General features: G+C 63.6%; 25 protein-coding genes. 18 read left to right on the top strand and 7 right to left on the bottom strand.

Going from position 1 to position 18,722, the window contains the following annotated elements; genetic code table 11:
* Window positions 1-318 precede the first annotated feature (318 nt).
* The 3 genes from E1200_RS17860 (at window position 319) to E1200_RS17850 (ending at window position 2,541) form a co-directional block, all read left to right on the top strand.
* The gene (locus E1200_RS17860; RefSeq protein WP_131953168.1) at window positions 319-540 is read left to right on the top strand and encodes a hypothetical protein; all 222 of its coding nucleotides are present in this window, start codon (window positions 319-321) and stop codon (window positions 538-540) included.
* Window positions 533-1,132: a DUF2637 domain-containing protein gene (locus E1200_RS17855; protein WP_131953167.1), complete on the top strand. Its 600-nt coding sequence runs from the start codon at window positions 533-535 to the stop codon at window positions 1,130-1,132. The genes E1200_RS17860 and E1200_RS17855 overlap by 8 nt, the downstream gene beginning before the upstream one ends.
* A 536-nt stretch (window positions 1,133-1,668) precedes the next feature.
* A complete protein-coding gene (locus tag E1200_RS17850) occupies window positions 1,669-2,541 on the top strand; it encodes a DUF6602 domain-containing protein (RefSeq protein ID WP_131953166.1) in 873 nt (290 codons plus the stop codon).
* Between the two features lie 227 nt (window positions 2,542-2,768).
* On the opposite strand, the gene E1200_RS17845 is transcribed toward E1200_RS17850, so the two are convergent.
* Complete coding sequence (locus E1200_RS17845) at window positions 2,769-3,494, bottom strand: hypothetical protein (protein ID WP_131953165.1); 726 nt, start codon at window positions 3,492-3,494, stop codon at window positions 2,769-2,771.
* A gap of 152 nt (window positions 3,495-3,646) precedes the next feature.
* Complete coding sequence (locus tag E1200_RS17840; RefSeq protein WP_131953164.1) at window positions 3,647-4,378, bottom strand: DUF5919 domain-containing protein; 732 nt, start codon at window positions 4,376-4,378, stop codon at window positions 3,647-3,649.
* Between the two features lie 169 nt (window positions 4,379-4,547).
* Here E1200_RS17840 and E1200_RS17835 point away from each other — a divergent pair, with 169 nt between their 5' ends.
* The 5 genes from E1200_RS17835 to E1200_RS17815 all read left to right on the top strand — a co-directional run bounded on the left by E1200_RS17835 (window position 4,548) and on the right by E1200_RS17815 (window position 7,034).
* Window positions 4,548-4,826 carry a hypothetical protein gene (locus E1200_RS17835; RefSeq protein ID WP_131953163.1) on the top strand — a complete coding sequence of 93 codons (279 nt, stop codon included), beginning with the start codon at window positions 4,548-4,550 and terminating at the stop codon, window positions 4,824-4,826.
* Entirely contained in the window at window positions 4,826-5,269 is a 444-nt protein-coding gene (locus E1200_RS17830; protein ID WP_131953162.1) for a hypothetical protein, read from the top strand. The genes E1200_RS17835 and E1200_RS17830 overlap by 1 nt, the downstream gene beginning before the upstream one ends.
* Window position 5,270: 1 nt before the next feature.
* On the top strand, window positions 5,271-5,726 hold the full coding sequence (locus E1200_RS17825; RefSeq protein ID WP_131953161.1) for a winged helix-turn-helix domain-containing protein: 456 nt from the start codon (window positions 5,271-5,273) through the stop codon (window positions 5,724-5,726).
* A gap of 49 nt (window positions 5,727-5,775) precedes the next feature.
* Window positions 5,776-6,333 carry an HD domain-containing protein gene (locus E1200_RS17820; RefSeq protein ID WP_131953160.1) on the top strand — a complete coding sequence of 186 codons (558 nt, stop codon included), beginning with the start codon at window positions 5,776-5,778 and terminating at the stop codon, window positions 6,331-6,333.
* Between the two features lie 131 nt (window positions 6,334-6,464).
* Entirely contained in the window at window positions 6,465-7,034 is a 570-nt protein-coding gene (locus E1200_RS17815) for a toll/interleukin-1 receptor domain-containing protein (protein WP_131953159.1), read from the top strand.
* A 20-nt stretch (window positions 7,035-7,054) separates the two neighbouring features.
* Here E1200_RS17815 and E1200_RS17810 read toward each other — a convergent pair whose 3' ends face one another.
* The 4 genes from E1200_RS17810 to E1200_RS17795 all read right to left on the bottom strand — a co-directional run bounded on the left by E1200_RS17810 (window position 7,055) and on the right by E1200_RS17795 (window position 10,098).
* Window positions 7,055-7,900 carry a toll/interleukin-1 receptor domain-containing protein gene (locus E1200_RS17810; RefSeq protein ID WP_165950359.1) on the bottom strand — a complete coding sequence of 282 codons (846 nt, stop codon included), beginning with the start codon at window positions 7,898-7,900 and terminating at the stop codon, window positions 7,055-7,057.
* A 44-nt stretch (window positions 7,901-7,944) separates the two neighbouring features.
* On the bottom strand, window positions 7,945-8,802 hold the full coding sequence (locus E1200_RS17805; protein WP_165950358.1) for a toll/interleukin-1 receptor domain-containing protein: 858 nt from the start codon (window positions 8,800-8,802) through the stop codon (window positions 7,945-7,947).
* A 71-nt stretch (window positions 8,803-8,873) separates the two neighbouring features.
* The gene (locus E1200_RS17800) at window positions 8,874-9,350 is read right to left on the bottom strand and encodes an NUDIX domain-containing protein (protein WP_131953156.1); all 477 of its coding nucleotides are present in this window, start codon (window positions 9,348-9,350) and stop codon (window positions 8,874-8,876) included.
* A 4-nt stretch (window positions 9,351-9,354) separates the two neighbouring features.
* Entirely contained in the window at window positions 9,355-10,098 is a 744-nt protein-coding gene (locus E1200_RS17795; RefSeq protein ID WP_131953155.1) for a helix-turn-helix transcriptional regulator, read from the bottom strand.
* Window positions 10,099-10,277: 179 nt separating this feature from the next.
* On the opposite strand from E1200_RS17795, the gene E1200_RS17790 reads away from it, so the two are divergent.
* From E1200_RS17790 to E1200_RS17750, 10 genes are all read left to right on the top strand, one after another.
* A complete protein-coding gene (locus E1200_RS17790; RefSeq protein WP_131953154.1) occupies window positions 10,278-10,487 on the top strand; it encodes a hypothetical protein in 210 nt (69 codons plus the stop codon).
* Between the two features lie 11 nt (window positions 10,488-10,498).
* The gene (locus E1200_RS33780; protein WP_165950357.1) at window positions 10,499-10,639 is read left to right on the top strand and encodes a hypothetical protein; all 141 of its coding nucleotides are present in this window, start codon (window positions 10,499-10,501) and stop codon (window positions 10,637-10,639) included.
* Between the two features lie 12 nt (window positions 10,640-10,651).
* Window positions 10,652-10,840 (top strand): hypothetical protein, encoded by a 189-nt coding sequence (locus E1200_RS17785; protein WP_131953153.1) that lies wholly within the window; start codon window positions 10,652-10,654, stop codon window positions 10,838-10,840.
* Window positions 10,841-10,870: 30 nt separating this feature from the next.
* Window positions 10,871-11,215, top strand: a complete 345-nt coding sequence (locus E1200_RS17780) for a hypothetical protein (protein ID WP_021595726.1) — start codon at window positions 10,871-10,873, stop codon at window positions 11,213-11,215.
* 59 nt (window positions 11,216-11,274) lie between these two features.
* Window positions 11,275-13,002 carry an FtsK/SpoIIIE domain-containing protein gene (locus E1200_RS17775; protein ID WP_243708645.1) on the top strand — a complete coding sequence of 576 codons (1,728 nt, stop codon included), beginning with the start codon at window positions 11,275-11,277 and terminating at the stop codon, window positions 13,000-13,002.
* 162 nt (window positions 13,003-13,164) lie between these two features.
* Window positions 13,165-13,350, top strand: coding sequence for a helix-turn-helix domain-containing protein (locus E1200_RS17770; protein WP_131953151.1), 186 nt, complete (start codon window positions 13,165-13,167; stop codon window positions 13,348-13,350).
* Window positions 13,351-13,471: 121 nt separating this feature from the next.
* Window positions 13,472-14,617 carry a tyrosine-type recombinase/integrase gene (locus tag E1200_RS17765; RefSeq protein ID WP_131953150.1) on the top strand — a complete coding sequence of 382 codons (1,146 nt, stop codon included), beginning with the start codon at window positions 13,472-13,474 and terminating at the stop codon, window positions 14,615-14,617.
* Between the two features lie 219 nt (window positions 14,618-14,836).
* Window positions 14,837-15,640, top strand: coding sequence for a hypothetical protein (locus E1200_RS33775; RefSeq protein ID WP_165950356.1), 804 nt, complete (start codon window positions 14,837-14,839; stop codon window positions 15,638-15,640).
* Window positions 15,641-15,683: 43 nt separating this feature from the next.
* Window positions 15,684-16,343 (top strand): response regulator transcription factor, encoded by a 660-nt coding sequence (locus E1200_RS17755; RefSeq protein WP_131953149.1) that lies wholly within the window; start codon window positions 15,684-15,686, stop codon window positions 16,341-16,343.
* The gene (locus E1200_RS17750; RefSeq protein ID WP_243708644.1) at window positions 16,343-17,521 is read left to right on the top strand and encodes a HAMP domain-containing sensor histidine kinase; all 1,179 of its coding nucleotides are present in this window, start codon (window positions 16,343-16,345) and stop codon (window positions 17,519-17,521) included. Before E1200_RS17755 ends, E1200_RS17750 begins: the two co-directional genes overlap by 1 nt.
* A gap of 29 nt (window positions 17,522-17,550) precedes the next feature.
* On the opposite strand, the gene E1200_RS17745 is transcribed toward E1200_RS17750, so the two are convergent.
* Window positions 17,551-18,722, bottom strand: a 1,172-nt coding sequence (locus tag E1200_RS17745; RefSeq protein WP_131953148.1) for an AMP-binding protein, incomplete at its 5' end; no start/stop codon positions are given.

Here is an 18,722-nt window from a genome sequence, read left to right as displayed (position 1 = left end):
CTCCCCACCACCGTCCCCGCACCCGACAAGCCCGAATACGCCCACAAGCGCAACAACGGCCACTCGAACCCGAACACCCATGACGTCCTCCCCGCCGAAGACACCCGCTCCGACGAAGAGCCACAAAACCCACCCCACCGTTAAACCCGCATTAGCCGCACTGCCTCTGACGGGATCGGACCAAGTCGGGAGACATCGCCGGACGAGCCTCTCACCAGCAGAAACGTCCGTAGGGGTCGCGGTGAGTCGGAGCGGATCGAGCCCCGTTGGCTCCCCGCTCTGGCTCCCGTGGCTCCCCGGACGAGAGAGGAGGCGCACATGTCCCTAGAGATCACCGAAGACAAGATGACCGTCGTCCTGGACGGCAAGGTCATAGCCACCGGCACCCGCACAGGGAACGCCTGGCACGTCACCACATGGCCGACACCCCTGGACCGAAACTCCGCCATCACGGCCCTCTCACTCGCCGAACGCGTCCTCACCCACGGCGAGGACGACCCATGCGTGATGGAGTGGCGAAGGGAACTGGCCCATGGCTGACCGCCTCATCCGGATCACGACCGCACTCGCCGTGGTGGCCGTAGCCGCCGTGGCAGCCGTCATCTCGTACCGCCACGCCTACGAACTCGTACACGCCCACGGCGAGACCGGCCGCACGGCCCGCCTCGTCCCGTTCACCGTGGACGGCCTCATCTGGGCCGCATCCATGGTGATCCTGGACGCAAGCCGCCGGAAGCAACCCGCACCACCCTTGGCGAAGTGGAGCCTCGCCGTAGGCATCGTGGCGACGGTAGGCGCCAACGTGGCGCACGGCGCGTCCCACGGCGTCATCGGCGCGATAGTCAGCGCATGGCCGGCACTCGCCCTCGTCGGGAGCTTCGAACTCCTGATGACCCTCACTCGCAGCGCTGCAAGTGGCGACCTAGTCCAGGACGAGAAACGCACCACGCCGGAACAGCCTCGCACCGAAGTGGAGCAGACACCGGAACAAGCAGTGCTGGACGAGTACAAGGCGAGCTTGCAGGGCCCCGGCCGCCCGGTCTCTCAGCGCTACCTCGCCGAGAAGTACGGTATCGACCGCCGCAGGGTGAAGCAGATCATCACCACAGTGGAACAACCCGCCTCAGCATGAACCATGGGAGCCCCAGGCACGTCCCAACTCGGACCGCGCCTGGGGCTTCTACGTGTCGCCAGTGCCCATTTGACCCCCAGCACGGTGGGGAGTGATTTCCAGCCAAGCCGTGACTCGAACGTGCGCACGAGGTGGGGTCGCTCGGGACATGTTCGAAGGAAGGCATGGCGTGGCCCCATCTGGCCTCAAAGGGAATTCACGCGAATCCCTGCTTGCTGCTTGAGCGCCAGACCAGCCATGCACGTTGATCACTTTGCTTGCTGCGCCTGGCTTACAGTCAGCGCAGTCACGGTCTAGATGCACTGTTGGCCGGACACTGGAACCGCGATATGAGATCCTGTGAACGCAAAGGACCGGAGGTTTCATTGTCGCCACAAGGTAGGGATCAGACCGGAATGCAGGAGCCTGCTGGGATTGAATCACCTCTGCCAAGCGTCGAGGGTTGGGTGCCACAGAAGCGAAATCAAGAGAATCTGGCTTCTGCATTCTATCGCCGTTGCGTTGGCATCGAAAGAATGTTGCTAACGCGGGCACAATTGGAGAGAGACTCCAATATTCATAATTTCGACTCAGGTTGGGCGCTCGAAGAGATCGTTCGCGATGAAATTAGCACTCTTCTACCTAAGCGCTATCACGTGACTGCCGGAGTTGTGACTGATAGGGATGGTTCATCTGCTGGAGATTGTGATGTGATCATATTTAACGACTTCTGGTTTCCGAGTCTTAAAGTGGGACCCACTATTGAGTCCCGGCGGAGGTATCTTCCCATTGAGGGTGTTTATGCAGTTCTGGAAGTTAAGCAATCGCTAGGCTTCAAGACTCTCGATGATGCAATGCGCAAATTGGTGATGACACATAGATTGAAGCGACCACTTGTGGAGGGCGGAAGAATTTTGGAAAACAGCACCCTTGGTGGTTGCTATCATTCAGTCCGAAACCCCCTCTATTCTGGCATTGTCGCAGCGGGCCTGGAGAAGGGCGTTACGCTAGAGGATCTAGCTTGGCGATTTATTGCAATCAACCAGCAGTTCGACCGATTCCGAGTCATTCGCTCACTTTGTGTTCTTGGGCATGGAATGCTCACATGGGGGGTACATCGAGAGGATGGAATCTCGCCAGCTTTGTTCATGAGGAGCGATCTATATGAGCCACTTATTCCGGTTCTGATGAAGGTAGAGGACGACGGATGCCCGTTCTATGATCTCTCGGTGGGGCTAATGACTCACCTGGACCACTCAGTTCTCGCCCCCGATGATCTCGGGATGCATTACGGATTCCAACAAAGATACAAAGCCCCTGAATCTGAGGATGCACTGTTGGAGGTAGATCCTGGATGGATAGAGTTTGACAAGAGGTGCGAGCCTGACTGTGGCCATGAGCCCGGAACTATTTCAGTTCACTACACCTGATGAGAGATCGTCGAGGTGGACGGCCCCGGACATGTGTGGGGCAGGGCCTAGTAACCTGCACCCCCGACGGATGATCTGGGCTGCCGCCTGGTCTACACCTGGCCTCGTCGCACGTTGTTCTCTCACGAGAAGTCTCTGTGTGGACCGGGGCACGACCTGGGGTGCGGTGTACTCATTTTGCATCGGCGAGTCGGTCAGTAGGCCGGGTTTATCGCGCCGAGCAGAGTTTAGTTTTCGCCCCAATTATTATGAACATCTGCTTCGTCCTGCAGACCTCGTCGCGCAGGGTCACTGTGAAACCAAACCCATATCTTGCGAGAAATGAATTCGTTGGCCGGAGCGCCCGAAGTGCGAAAAGGCTCGCTATCGTTGAAAACTTCAGCCACTTTCGATTGCCCATTGACCCTATATCTAACTTGGATATGCCATTCACAATAGAAATGAAATGTCTTGCATTGCATTTGAAAGTTGAACACCTCTCCTGGCGAGAGTGAAACTGTGTTGGTGTCAAAGTAGTCCACTTCTTCCTTTATCGAAGACCTGGGCTCGTCAAGAGAGTAGACAATAAAAGGTATTCTGGATTCCCCTCCGCCGGGATACTTAACAAACGTGCCATAATGAGCTTCACTCTTGGCGGTTCTGACCACCCTAATGTCGCGAATGCTGATATTGTCATAGCATTTATTCAATAGGTGCAGGCGGAGTCTGGTTTCCTTGTAATCTGCTGCACCTTCCTTGATAAGTGCCGCGTGTATTGTCTGCGGATCGATATCGGCCGGAATTTCGGATGTGAGATTTGACAGCTGCGAAGTAACGCACCACGAGTCAGCAATTACATGTTCCACAGATATATGCAATGGCTTCCTTCTTGCCAGCTTTTTCTTAATCCACCCCAAAGGGCCTTTGGCTAGATTAATCACTCCGCTCGCTGCACCAATTGATGCGGGTTCCATGTGAGCTCCTTACGTTGATCGACGTATCTGGTTAATTCATCATAGTGTAACGTAGCTGGACGGTTGCGGACTTGTGTGAGGGCTGGCGCTGCTACCCGCCGCATTGGCCCGTCGTGAGGCCTCGCGCAGAGCGCCAGAACACGGGACACGCCTTAGGTCATCGGGGAAGCTCCGGACCACACGCGCTCGAAGCTCTCCAGATACGTGCTCGCCATGTCGCCCTCTTCTGCCCTCCGCACATGCAGTACGGGAGCGTGTGATGCGGCGATGCCGTAGGCATGCGGATTGATCAGGAAATCGCCATCGGCTCGGTAGATCGAGTTGTAGAGCACGGTGTCATGTAGTCGGATTTCAACGCCGTCGACATCCCGCAAAGCCCGGTAGTGGACGAGGGCGTTTCGGATCTTCGCGGCCATGGACTCGCCCACGCCCTCATCACTGCCTCGCTCGGCGACGGATGTTCCGTCAGGGTCGCCAAGGAGGATCCGCACCGGGACGCCGTTACGTGCCCGTTCGGCGAGTGCGCGCACGATGCCCGTGTCCTCGGCGAGGAAGAGTCCCGCGTAGGCCAAAATGCCGATCTCGTCCCGCGCGGCTCCAAAGAGCTGTTGCCAGACCGTACGGGGGACAGCCCAGCGGTGCGGGTAGGTCGCTAGGACGTCGATCACCGCGGACTCTGCACGGACGTCCGCTACGGCGAGTTGCGGCCACAGGTCCGCCTCGTCCTGCCCGACGAGGGACGCGACCCTCGTCCGGTTGCGCGGGTAGGGCACACGTCCGGCGACCCACCGGTGGACGGTCTTGGGGTCAACACCCAACCGGGCCGCAACGGCGGCTTCGGTCAGATGCGCATCGGCAAGGGCACGCCGCAACAAGTCGTTCACCGGACCTCCCACGGATTCAAGTGAGAACGACGCAGAACCGACGCTAACAGAAGACGTCCCAAGACGTCCCTAGATGCCGATGGAGAGGTCCCAACCCGGCCGGAAGGCTCAAGACACACGGCGAAGACGCCACTTCGCCCAATACCCGCACGTAAGCCAAGGAGTCACCATGTCCACCGAATGGCCCAACCAGGCCGCCCCGAACCCGTACGAGACCGACGCACGCGCGGCAGATGAGGCGCTCGCCGAGTTGCGCCGGGACTTCACCGGTCACCGGATCTGGCGCGCCGTGCGTTGGGACGGACGTCTCGGGGACTGGGTGGCCAGCTTGCACGACCCGCACGCTGGCGTGGATCCAACGGTGATCCGGTCGAGCCCCGCCGCCCTGCGTCAGGCGCTCGTCAACGAGGCAGCGCGAGCCGAGGTCAAACGTGTGGAGACCTGGTGATGGCACAGGAGCAATCCCCCCAGCCGTCACCAGAGGAGGCCGCGAAGGGGAGCGCGGCCTCACAGGGTGGGGCGGAGGTGGCGCGGTCGGTATGGCTTCCCCCGTATGCACCGGCCGCGCTCCCTCTGCCCACCTACAGCGGCCCGTGGCGGGCACGCTGGCACCTCACCCGCCTTTCCCTGGTGATGCGCCAGAACGGTTGGAAGACCGAGCTCCGCTTCGCCGGGCCGCGCCGGCTCCTTCGCATCTACTCCAAATGCACTCCGACCATCGGTGAGAGCGTGTCCGTGGCATGGGGCAACGGTGCCTGGTGGTACCAGTCCAGCACCGGCCTATGGCTTACGCCATGCCGAGAGGTCGAGCTTGCCGCTGACAAGCTGGCGATCCTGCTCACCCCCTGGGTCGCAGCGGCATTCGACCGGCTCAGAGACGAGAACCTCTGACATGACCCGCCGCACGGCATGGGGCACCTACACCCGCATCACGGCTGTGCTACGTCAACGCATCACCGACGGCACCTACGCCCCCGGAACCCGCCTCCCGAGCGAGGCCGCTCTCTGCGCCGAGTTCAACGTTGCCCGGAACACCGTGCGGCGGGCCCTGTCAGCCTTGCAGGACGAGGACCTCATTACCGTCCGTCCCGGCCTAGGCCGATTTGTCCAGGACCGCACCGCCCAACCCCGCACACGTTCCGAGCAAATCGCCGTGAACCTGCGCCTCCAAATCGAGACGAGACACTTCCAACCCGGCGACACCCTACCCAGCGAGGCCCAACTCGCCCGACGCTACGGCGTATCGCGCTCCACAGCCCGCGCGGCCCTCATCACCCTTGAGGCCGCCGGCCTGGTCACCTGTGTCCACGGCAAAGGACGCTACGTCCGCCAAGACGTCCCCAGATGAGCCATACACGCCCGTGGACGTCCACCCGCATCCCCGTAGCGTCGAATCCATGAACAAGAACACCGCAGCGTGGGCCCGCGACCTCGCACGCAAGCACCTGGAGACGGCACTCCCCCGACGCTGGGCACACACCCAAGGCGTAGCCCGCCAAGCCCGCACTCTCGCCCCCATCCTCGCCGACCAAGCCGACCTCCTAGAAGCCGCCGCCTGGCTCCACGACATCGGCTACGCCCCCGACCTCGTAGACACCGGTTTCCATCCCCTAGACGGCGCCCGCTACCTCCGGGACACCCACCACGCCGACGACCACCTATGCCGCCTGGTAGCACACCATTCCTGTGCGCTGGTCGAGGCGTACGAACGCGGTCTCCACGAAGATGTGGCGGAGGAGTTCGGCCGCAAGGATCCAGAGCTAAACAGGCAATTGACCTACTGCGACATGACCACAGGACCTGACGGGAATCACCTCCATGTCGAGGAGCGGCTGTCGGAAATCCGCACTCGATACGGCAACGGCCACCTCGTCAGCCGTGCCATCATGAATGCCTCAGCTCAACTGACCAGCGCTGTTCAGAGTGTCCGAGACGAACTCGGGCTCCGCGCCTGACGGGTCACACCACGTACGGGCTCCACTCTGTGGTCTATCCGCCCCAGTCTCTGGTCTTCAGCGATGCCCTCTTGCGTTGCCTCTGCCTAGAACGCCCACAAGCCCAGCACTCCACCGCTAACCTAGCCCAGGTGGATACAGCAGGTCTGATTTTCACGGCCATCGGCACAGCAGCGGGGGTAGTCGCCGCCTACTTTGGGTGGGTAGCCATCCGACCACAGCGCGGCACTTGGCCTAGACGTTCACGCTCCGCAAACTCACTTCCACAGTCCACGGAAACGGAACCAGAAATGGCAGCCAGTTATGATGCGTTCATCTCTTACTCGCATGCCGATCTCGAATGGGTCGCAGACTTTTGCGAGGATCTTGAAAAGCATGGATTGAAAATCGCACGAGATGAGATCTTCTTGGACGTCGGCGACGTCCTTGTTCATGCGGTCGAGAAAGCGATAAGAGAATCGTCGAACGGAATCCTCGTTTTCAGTCCAGATTCGCTAACCAGTGACTGGGTGAAACAGGAGTACGCAACGCTAATGCAACGGTCAATAGAAGAAGATCGACGCTTTATTCCAGTAGTTATTAAGAATGTCGAACTTCCGGCCTTTGCGGCCACTCGGTATTATGCCGACTTTAGGAGTGCAACTCCGGCGCGCCGATCTGAACTAATCGAGAGGATAGCGGTAGCGCTGAAGGCAAACTAACCCTTCTTGAGGGAAAACTCTTACTCGTCCCCATCCGGCAAGCTCGTACGATAATCTCGAATGGCCCGAGAAAGCCATGCTGGGCTCTCGAGGTCAGGGGAAGTTGGAATCGCCAGACTTTCCCTCATTAGCTCGTTGAAAAGCATTTTTTTCTGGTGACCGGCCAACGAATGCTCTCTAGATATCACTGCATAGGTGCCAGCCAGGCGTTCCCAGATTTGAATCTCTTTCTCGCGAGCCTCCGGGATATCCCTGCGGAAATCACTAACCAGGTCTTCCCATTTCTGCGGGAAGACCTCTAGAAGAACCTCTCTGACGAGCCTTAGTCGCCTAAGTTCTGACTGCTTCAGCGGCTCCCACAGAAAAGGCCACTTGCTAATTTTCTCCATTTCAACGGGAGGTTGATTTTTGAAGGCCTGTTGAGCGACATGCCTTCGGACAAGTTCGGAGAACTTGTCCGGTGCAGCAATACGCATTACCTCAAGTGCAATACCCAATAGCTCCTTGCCTTCGGATAGAACGGCAAGTTTGTCGGCAAGATATGGACTATAAGTCAACAGATCATCCCGAGTAACGTCACGCCAGATTGGTATTATGCGCTTCTGTTTGCCAGTCTCTAGCGCAACCAGGCTGCGATATTCATACTCTGGCCAACGTTTCGAGAGAAAATTCCGGCTCAACACGAGGACGCCGTACCGGGAATCTCTCAGACCGGCGTCGATGGAAGCTGAGATACTATCGCCAAAAGTCATGCTAAGTTCGTCATACCAAACATCTATTTCGAGTGTCTTCAAAGCGTTAGCAAGAGGGCGAACGAAATCCTCCTTATCCTCGGAAGCATGGGCGATGAACAGATCATGCAACATCAAGACCTCCAGTGCAATGTAATCAGCACCCGAACATGACAGAATCATTTGTCAGGTTGCCGCATGACATCTTTCATATATTCCAACGCGTTCACTAAGTGCTCATCTATCGCAACAAGGACATCTCGCCCGGTATCAGTTCCCATGCGTCTTGCAGATGTCTTGACATAGTACTTCGATGAACCGTCCACAAACAGGTATTCTACTCCCTTCTCAAATTGATCTGATAGTACGATGCGCGTTTCCTCAATACTCTCTAAGCGCCCAGAGATGAGATCAAGAAGTGATACATGGGCTCGTTCTTCACTTGTCTTTCGAACGAGCTCGCGGTGCGCATCACTTGCCTCATCATTTCCAATGATTTCGATAGTTGCAAGTACCGTAAATGAAGCTTCAGTGGCGTGTTGAACAAAGGTGAGGCGAAGCGTGATGAGATTCTCTTCAGTCTCACCCCAGTCGAGAGACCAGTCCGTGTAGTAGCGCCCACCCTCTGTGCGACTCATTGCTGCGTTTGTCACACCAGCAATTGCCTCCATGACTGTTCTGAGGCCAGCATCAAAATCGCTGCGAAAGTCGGCGTGCAGTTTGTTTTGGAGGAAGATCGGTACAGCGCAATCTTCGATGAGTACGGGGAGGACGACAACTCTTTTCTCGTTCATTTCTCGCAATAACCCCGCATTAATTTCCGCTTTGCACCAATCCGATTCAACTGACGATGCCGACAGAATCACAAGAAGAGCGCTTGCTGTGGTTATTGCACTTTCGATTCTCGTAATTAGGGAGTCTCCCACTTGGAGTTCCCATCGATCAAGCCAGATATAGACCCTTCTCTGTACGAGTTGCATCGCCAATTTATCAACGAAGTCACTGTCTTCGTGGGCATAGCTAAGGAATACCGGCAAGGAAATACTCCTTGAAAAGCTTGGTGATTAAAGATTGCTTGTAGGCATTGACGGCCATGCCAAAGAGGGGTCTACATTACCACGGAAGTGTGACGCCTTTCGAAGTAGTGACTGAGGCGGAGCTTCATAGATCGGTCCATCACTAGAGTCATGACATGCGAAGGGGTAAGCCACTCTACGACGGATGATTCATTGCTGGACGCCAGCTTCCCGCCAAAAGCTCGGCCCGTCAGAAGAATCGAAAATTCTTGGCGGACTTCGTTGTTGCTGGTGTAGTGGATTACGTGTTTGGGGTCGCTGTAGATGCCTATTAGGCCGGTGATCTCTACGTCTATGCCGGTTTCTTCTTTCGTTTCGCGTATGGCGGCTTGGGTTACGGATTCGCCTAGGTCTATGGCGCCGCCTGGTAGGGTCCAGTTGTCGTTGTCGGTGCGGCGGATCATGAGGATCTCGCCCTTGTCGTTCTCTACGGCGACGTTGACGGACGGGACGAGGCTGTTGGCCTTGGGGGCGTTGGGGTCGTCGTAGTAGTCGATTCTGCGGCCCATGAGGTCAGTCCCCCGGTATGGGTGTGGCGCCTTCCCAGACGCGTTCGAAGCTTTCTAGGTAGGTGTTGACCAGGTCTCCGCCGGCTATGCGTCGGAGGTGCCATACGGGGGCGTGAGGGGCTGTGACGCCGTAGACGTGGGTGTTGACGAGGAGTTGGTCATCTGCACGGTAGATGGAGTTGTAGAGGACCGTCCGGTGAAGGCGGAACTCTACGCCATCTTGCTTGCGCAACTTCTTGTAGAGGACGAGGGCGTTGCGGATCTTTGCGGCCATGGCTTCGTCTACGCCCTCGTCCGCTCCGCGTTCGGCTACCTGGGGGCTGTCGGGGTCGCCGAGGAGGATGCGGAGGCGTACGCCGCTCTTGGCCTTGTCTGCGAAGGTGCGTTGGATTCCGGCGTCTTCGGAGAGGAAGAGGCCGGAGTAGACCAGGACGCCGATCTCTTCGTTGGCGGAGGCGAAGAGACGTCCCCATGCGTCCCTTGGAACGGACGTGCGGTGCGGGTACAGCGTCACTAGTTCGCTGGTGGACGCTGCGGTGACTTGTTCGTTGGAAAGGGCGTCCGGCCAGAGGAACGTCTCGTCTACGCCCAAGCGTGAAGCCACTGCGTAACGGTGCCGCCGGTATGGGGTGCGGTCTTTGGTGATCCAGCGTTCTACCGTCTTGGGGTCCACGTCGATCGACTCGGCGAGCGTGGCGATAGTCAAGCCCTGCTCTAGAAGAGCGGCGCGTAGGCGTTCGTTCGGCATGCACCCGTCCGGGATCCGGGACGTCCTGGGACGCGAACAACCCTATGAGGACGTCATGAACACGTCCAGTCATGTAGTGATCTCGTCCCCCAGGTCAAGCGCATTCTCTTTCTCGTAAGTCACCGAACGCCCGAAACCGCCCCCGCCGGATACGGGCCTTACGAGAGGAGTGATCGCACATGATCCTCGTCCTGGCATCGATCATCGCCGTCTTCCTCGCCGGTTCCACCTGCGGCATCTTCGCCATGCTCGTCATCGGCATCCACGCCGAGGAGCGGCGGGCCGCGCGGGGGCGTACCGAGTCGTCCCGGTGCGGCGCGGCCTCCCGGCGTCTGCTCAGCACCCGGACGGGGGACGAGCTTCCCCACCGCGTTCCGGCGGGGCGGTGAGGATGCAGCGCATGCCTCGCGTCATCACCGGCCACGCCTGCGCGTGCGGCGCGCGGGTCGAGCCTGGTAACCGGCGGTGCCGCAAGTGCCGCGCCCGCGCCCGGTGGCTGCGGCGGGGGCACGGTTCGCGGTTCCCGGACCTGTGGCTGTGAGGAGGTGAGCCCGTGGACGTCTCGGTTCCCCTGGTGGTGATCCTCGGCGCGGTGGTGTGGGTCGCGTGGCGGTACATGGGGCTTCGTGGCTGGCACATCGCGGTGTGCCTGCTGTTCGGGTTCTTCCTCGCCGCTACCAGTGCCGCGCCGGAGATTCGCCGGCTGGTGTCGGTCCTGGTCCAGTCCCTTTCTCAGCACTGACGTCCCCTGACCGAAGGGAGGGATGCCCTGGTGCCTGATACGCCGCCGCACGTCAAGGTCAACGTTCAGGAGGTCCGTACGCGCAACCTCGCCGCGCGTGAAATCGTCGCCAATCTGTCCGCCGCGATGCCGTCCATCGAGGACTTGTGGCTTCGCCTGTACGCCGCACTCGCCGACGTCCCCGCACTCGTCTCGGAAATCACCCGGCTTGCGTCCGTTCTGGCCAAGGTGCGGCGGGACCGCGCGAACCTGGTGGCCGCTGGACGCGCCACCCTGAAAGCCGAACGCGACGCCGAACCCGATCCGCTCTACTACCTGCGTGACGAGCTGCGCGCGCAAGGGCACCTTCCCCCGGACACGTGGGGGCGCTCATGAGCCGGACGCGTCAGATGGGGCGCCACGCTCACAAGATGCGCCGCAATGGCCTTCAGCCCATGGTGATCATCGACCGTAACGACCAGTTCCCGGACGTGGCCGCTGTGCTCGTCGCGCGGGCCCTGTGGCGCTACCGCTCCGAGCTGGCACCGGTATACCTGGTCGCCGTCCTCGCCATCTCGGGGGCAGTCTTGCACCTCGCACACCCGGAATGGTGGCCGTGGCTGCTGAGCCTTGCAACGGTGGCCGCGTGGGCGCTCGCCCTGTTCGGGGAACGGATCGGCCTCGTCCGTCGAATCGAGCGGCTCTATGCCGCTACCGTCACCATGGCCGGTGGTGGGTGGCTGTCTGCCGCTACCGCACTGGGCGTGACCTTCCGGCCGCTCCCCCTGCTGCTCGTCGGTGGTGGGTTCATGCTCGCCGTTCCGTGGTGGGCGCACCGGAGAAGGCGCGCCAGGGTGCGCGTCGATCGGCAGATAGCCGCGTGGCCGGAAATCGCGCAATCGGTCGGCCTCGCCGGATCACGGGCGCAATCCGCGGTGGTGGACGTGTGGGGATGGCGCGCACGCTTCGCCCTGGCACGCGGCCAGACCATCCAGGACGTCATCGGCAAGGTTCCCGCGATCGAGTCGGCTCTTGGGACCTTCCGGGGCGCTGTGCGCGTCTCTCCGACGCGCGACGACAAAGCCAACCGGTTCGAACTCCGGGTCTTGGACACCGACCCGCACGCCGACGCGATCCCGTGGCCTGGACCGTCCGTCTCGTCCATTACCGAGCCGATCGACCTGGGCCCGTTCGAGGACGCCACCGGTGCGCGTGTTCTGCTGCTGCGCCGTCACGGCCTCATCGGAGGCGTGGCCGGTTCGGGCAAGAGCGGCGGAATCAACGTTCTGATGGGCAATCTCAGCGCATGCCGGGACGTGGTCATCTGGGCCATCGACCTCAAGCGCGGGATGGAATTGCAGCCCTGGGCGTCGTGTATCGATCGGCTTGCCACCACTCCGGAGCAAGCACGCGCCATGCTGCGCGACGCCGTCACCGTTCTTGAGGCGCGCGCCGAATGGCTTACAGCCAACGGGCGACGCGTATGGGATCCGACGCCGGAGTTTCCCGCGCTGGTCATCATCGTGGACGAGTACGCCGAACTCGCCGACGATGCGCCCGATGCCGCCGGCGACACGGACTCAATCGCGCGACGTGGCCGAGCGGTTGCCGTGACCCTCATTGCGGCCACTCAGCGGCCCACACAGAAGGCCATGGGCAAGGGCGCCGTCCGTTCTCAAATGGACGTCCGCGTGAGCTTCCGCGTCCGGGAACGCAAGGACGTCGATCTCATCCTTGGCCAAGGCATGCTCAACGCCGGATGGCACGCCCACACCCTCAACGCACCCGGCAAGTTCCTACTCTCCGCACCCGAACACGACACACCCCGACGAGGCCGCGCCTACCTGCTCACCGATGCCGCCGTGGCGGACACAGCAGAGCGGCACGCGGCCATCCGTCCCGCGCTGGACGAGGTCTCTCGGCGCGCGCTGGACGAGGCGCGCACGGTGCCCGTCGCCGAAGCGTCCATCCCCGTGACGCCGTCCCGCGACGACCCTGCGGAGAACGCGCTGAGGAAGGCCCTGGATGGCGCGCCGGACGAAGGGCTTCCGATCGCGCACCTCATGATGCTCACGCAACTGAGCCGACCGACCCTCTACCGACGCCTCGCCGAGCTGGTGAAGACCGGCCACGCCGTCCAAGTCGGACGAGGCCGCTACAAGGCATCCGATCACGCCCGGTAGCCGTCTCACCGTCTCACCTCACGCGCGTGCGCCTGCACGTATGGGCGGCCGAGACGTCCGTGAGACGAGACGGAGACAAGCACCCACCGTAGCCAAGGAGATGATCACCGACCCGCATCGCACACAGGCCCGGACCACCGGGCGAGAGGAGGTGGTGTCCCCGTGCAGGCGTACACCGTCGAGCAAGTGGCCGAGATCCTCAACATCGGACGGGACAAGGTCTACTTCCTGATCCGCACCGGCCAACTCCGCAGCATCAAAATCGGCAAGCTGCGCCGCATCACTGACCGGCACCTCGCCGAGTTCGTCACCTCCCTGGAAGAGCCCTCCCTCGAAGAAGCCCGCTGACACCCGCGCGGGAGGTCCGTCCGGGCATCGCGTCCCCAAACGGACCTCCCAACCTAGGGACGTCTAGGGACGTCTTGAGTTACGGTCGGTGGTGACCTCGCCAGACACGAGGAGGGATCCGTTGGCAAAGATCCTGGTCGGCAAGTACGAGGGATCGATCTACGAGGAGGGCAACGGGTACACCGGCGCCCTCTCACTCGGGTTCGGTCCAGACGGCAAGCGCAGACGCCTCAAGCGGAAGGGACGCACCAAGGAACAGGTCAAAGACAAGCTCATCAAGGCCGTTGACGACCTTGAGCAAGGCATCAAAGAGGAGCGGAACCACACGGTAGAGAAGGCGGTGAACGCCCTGCTCGTCCACCTCGCCAAGCAAGGCAAGAGCGAGGCGACCATGAACACCTACCGTGGCCTCGCCCATCACCACATCATCAACAAGATCGGCAAGACCAAGCTCACGGACCTCACGGCCGATGACGTAGAGAAGTGGCTGGACGAGTGCGCCGAGAACATGACCACCCAGACACTCAAGATCGTCCACGGTCTGCTCAGGCGCTCGATCCGGCTGGCTGAGCGGCGCGACAAGGTGGGCCGCAACGTCGCCCTCCTCGTGGACACGCCACACGGGAAGCGGCCCACCAGACGCTCACGCTCCCTCTCCCTGGCACAGGCAACCAAGTTGCTCCACACCGCCGAGGACCCGCGTCACCGACTCGGCGCATACGTCATCCTCGCCATCGTCTCGGGCCTGCGCACGGAGGAACTCCGCGCACTCACCTGGGCGGACGTAGACCTCAACAACAAGGTCGTCTACGTCCTCCGCTCCGACCGCGACGGAGGCGACACCAAGACGAAGAAGAGCCGCCGAGGTATCGCAATCGCAGACATGGCCGTCGACGCCCTCACAGCACTCCGCAAGCGCCAGGCAGCCGAGAAGCTTCAAGCAGGCGACGCCTGGCAGGGACACAACCTCGTCTTCTGCAAAGAGAACGGCGCGCCCTACACGGACGACGACGTACTACGCCGATTCCGGCGGCTCACCAAAGCCGCCGGAATCGGCGAGTCGTGGGTGCCGCGCGAACTGCGGCACACCTTCGTGTCCATCATGAGTGACCAGGGCGTAGCCCTTGAGAAGATCAGTGACCTCGTCGGGCACTCCGACACCCGCACAACACAGACCGTCTACCGTCACGAACTCCGCCCCATCGTCACCACCGGCGCGGAGAAGATGAACGTCATCTTCAACAACCAGAAGACCAGGTCAGCCTAGACATTGGCTCCCGGATCGGCTCCCCCGACGACTCCCAACCCGCTGAACAGGCAGGACACGCCGCCACGGCGAAACCCGCATTAGCCGCGCTCGGCTTGGGGGCAGCGGGGCGCGTCATCGGGTGTGGGGCTTCTGTTGTCGGCCTGCTGATAAAGGGCGTGGGGGAACTGTGTGGTTCGGGGGAATCACGGAACGTGGCGCTTCGGCGATAATCCGTTCGTGCCCAGCCATAGCGCACCGCCGCTGAACGAGGACCTCCAGCTGGCCATGGCGCTCGAAGCGCAGCGGCCGGACCTGCCCGGCCGTGTGACCGGGCTCGTCGAGTACGCCGAGGAGCTGCTCGGCGACCATGAACGGGCGGTCGAGGCCGTCCGGGCCGTGTTCGAGGAACTGCCGGACGGGAACGAGAGGGCGCTCCGCGACCGGTTGGACGAGCTGCTGGACGAGTTGCCGGATGACGAGGACGCGGAGGCGCCGGTGCGGTTGCATCGGTGGTTGGTGGTCGCCGGGATCGCGGCCGGGGCCGTGCTGACGGCCGGGATGTTCGTCGCGTTCGAGTCGACGGACCGGGACGGGGCGGCCCCGGCCCCGCTGCCTGTGCCGTCGATCGCGCCCGAGGCGCCGAGTCCCCCGCCGGCGCCCTCGCGGGAGAAGAAGAAGGCGGCCGCCCCCGCGAAGGACGCCGAGCCGCGCGAGACGCCCAAGGCCGGCGGGGGCGGGCGGTTGTCGGTCGACGACTCGGGGTGCCGCGGGGTGCGGCAGGTGCTGGGGCTGCCGACGCGGTGCACCATCCGGCTGAAGGCCACGGGCGGGCCGGTGAAGTGGTCGGTGGCGGACGTGCGGTCAGAGGACGCGCGGATCGGCGCGGAGGGCGGCGGGAAGCTGGCGAAGGGACGGTCGGTGTCGGTGGAGGTGACGGTGCGTCCGCGGGTGCTGTGCTTCGTGGACGGGAGCGGCAGCGGGACGGTCTCGTTCGCGCCGGGCGGTACCGCCACGGTCACCTACACCTGCTGGGAGCGCTGAGGACTTACCGGCGCTTAACCCCCGGCCGGTCATGCTCGGGTCCATGCGCGTATTGATCGTCGAGGACGAGCATGTGCTGGCGGACACGATCGCCGAGGGGTTCCGCGAGGAGGCCATGGCCGTCGACGTGGTGTACGACGGTGCCGAGGCGCTGGAGCTGGCCTCGTACAACGAGTACGACGTGGTGGTCCTCGACCGGGATCTGCCGACCGTTCACGGCGACGACGTGTGCCGGGAGCTGGTGGGGCGGCGGAGCACGGTCCGGATCCTGATGCTGACCGCCTCGGGCGACGTCGAGGACCGGGTGGACGGGCTGTCGCTGGGGGCCGACGACTATCTGCCGAAGCCGTTCGTGTTCGGTGAGCTGGTGGCGCGGGTGCGGGCCTTGGCGCGCAGGTCCGGGCCGCCGGTGCCGCCCGTGCTGGAGCGGCGCGGCATCCGGCTCGACCCGCACCGGCGCAGAGTCGCGCGGGACGGCCGGGAGCTGCGGCTCACCAACAAGGAGTTCACCGTGCTGGAGGAGCTGCTGCGGGCGGAGGGCGGCGTCGTCAGCGCCGAGCGGCTGCTGGAGCGCGGGTGGGACGAGAACATCGACCCGTTCAGCAACATCGTCCGGGTGACGATGGCGACACTGCGCCGCAAGCTGGGCGAACCCCCGGTGATCGAGACGGTCACGGGTGCGGGATACCGGCTGGAGGCATGATGCCGGCCCTGAGCCTGCGGACGCGGCTGACGCTGGTGTACGGCTCGCTGTTCGTGATGACGTCGGCGCTGCTGGTGGCGGTGACGTACGTGTTCACCGTCCGGACGATGGACCAGGGCCTCACACGGTCCGGCGACGTGGACCCCGAGGCGCTCTCACGGCTGCAGAGGCTGGCGGCGGAAGGGGGCCTGACGTCGCAGGACGGGATCGCGCAGCTGATGGCGCTCCGGGAGGACGCCGACCGGCGGCTAGCCCAGCAGAAGCGCGACGTGCTGGAGCAGCTGCTGCAGAGCTCCCTGCTGCTGATGCTGGTCGTCGGCGTCCTCGCCGTCGTGATCGGGTACGTGGTCGCGGGGCGGATGCTGCGCCCGCTGCACCGGGTGACCGCGACGGCGCGGCGGCTGTCGGAGAGCACCCTGCACCGGCGGATCGCGCTGGACGGCCCGCAGGACGAGATCAAGGACCTCGCCGACTCGTTCGACCGGATGCTGGACCGGCTGGACCGGGCGTTCGACGGGCAGCGCCGGTTCGTCGCGAACGCCTCGCACGAGCTGCGGACCCCGCTGACGATCAACCGGACGGTGCTGGAAGTCGCGCTGGCCAGCCGGAAGAACCCGCCGGAGACCAAGGCCCTCGCGGACGTGCTGCTCGGCAACACCGCGCGGCACGAGCGGCTGATCGACGGGCTGCTGACGCTCGCCCGGTCCGAGCGGGAGCCGGGCGCGCGGGTCGAGACTCCGCTGCCGGACGTGGTGCGCAGCGCTCTCGGGCAGCTCGACGGGCAGGCCGGGGACGCGGAGGTCGAGGCGATACTCGTGCCCGCCGTCGTGGTCGGCGATCCCGTGCTGCTGGAGCGCTGCGCGGTGAACCTGCTGGAGAACGCGCTGAAGTACAACGTGCGGGACGGGCGGGTGTGGGTCCGCACCGGCGTCCGGGACGGGGAGGCGTTCCTGCAGGTCGTGAACACCGGGCGGCCCGTCCCGTCCTACGAGGTCGAGTCGCTGTTCGAGCCGTTCCGGCGGCTGCGCGCGGACCGGACGGGGTCGCGGGACGGCGCGGGCCTCGGCCTGTCGATCGTCCGGGCGGTGGTGGACGCGCACGGCGGCGCGATCGAGACCGTTCCGCGGGCCGAGGGCGGGCTGTCGATCACCGTGCGGCTGCCGGCGCGGGCCGGCTAGCCGACGTCTAACCGACGTCTAACCGACGTCTAACCGGCCTTCCCGGCGCCCAGGGGCGGCCAGTCGACGCGGCCCTCCGGGGATTCGGCGGGGTGGGCGGTGAGCCAGCGGTAGACGACCTTGCCGGTGGCGTTGCGCGGCAGTTCGGGGATGAAGCGGACGTCGCGCGGCGCCGCGTACCGGGCGACCTGCTCGTGCACGTAGTCCCGGACGGTGTCGGCGTCCAGGTGCGCGCCGGGCCGCAGGACGATGTAGGCGGCGAGCCGCTGCCCCCACTCGTCGTCGGGGACGCCGACGACCGCGGCCTCGCCGATCTCCGGGATCCGCAGCAGGGCGTCCTCCACGTCGCGGGGGACGACGTTCTCCCCGCCGGACACGACGAGGCCGTCGGCGCGGCCGTCCACGAACAGCAGGCCGCGGTGGTCGATGTGGCCGAGGTCGCCGGTGGCGAGCATCCCGTCGCGGACCTCCATCGGCTCACCGCCGGTGTACCCCTCGAACGGCAGCTCGTTCGCGGCGAAGATCTGCCCGATCGTGGAGCGGCCGACGCGGCGGCCGGCGGTGTCGAGGATGGCGAGCGAGGTGTTGCGCGGCGGCCGCCCGGCGGTGCGCGGGTCGGTCCGCAGGTCGCGCGGGGTGGCGATGGACACCCAGGACGCCTCGGTGGAGCCGTAGACGTTGTAGAGGCGGTCGCCGAACTCGTCCATGAAGCGGGTGGCGAGGTCGCCGGGCAGCGCGGCGCCGCTGACCGCCATGATCCGCAGGGCGGACGCGTCGTGCGCGGCGCGGGTCTCGGGCGGCAGTTCGAGGATGCGCTGCAGCATGACCGGGACGGCGAACACGGTGGTCTCGCGGTGGGACGCGATGGCCCGGAGCGTCTGCGCGGGGTCGAACCGCCGGTGCAGCACGGCCGGTGCCCGCAGCGCCCACGCCATCTGCAGCGCGGCGTACCCCCAGGTGTGGAACAGCGGCGCCTCGATGATCATGGTGTGCCGGGCGCGCAGCGGGATCCGGGACGTCATCGACGCCAGCGGCCACAGGCCGGGGCGCGGCGGGCGGCGGGCGCCCTTCGGGCGGCCGGTGGTGCCGGAGCTGAGCATGATCGTGCGGCTCTGGATCTGCGGCGGACCGGCGGACGCGGCGGTGTCCGCCGGCGTCGCGGCGATGACCTCCGCGATGCTCGGGCCCTTCTCGGCCGGGG

It is taken from the genome of Actinomadura sp. GC306 (assembly GCF_004348665.1).
Lineage (GTDB): Bacteria > Actinomycetota > Actinomycetes > Streptosporangiales > Streptosporangiaceae > Spirillospora.
Note: the sequence above shows the minus strand (reverse complement) of the source record. Positions and strands in the feature narration are given on the sequence as shown.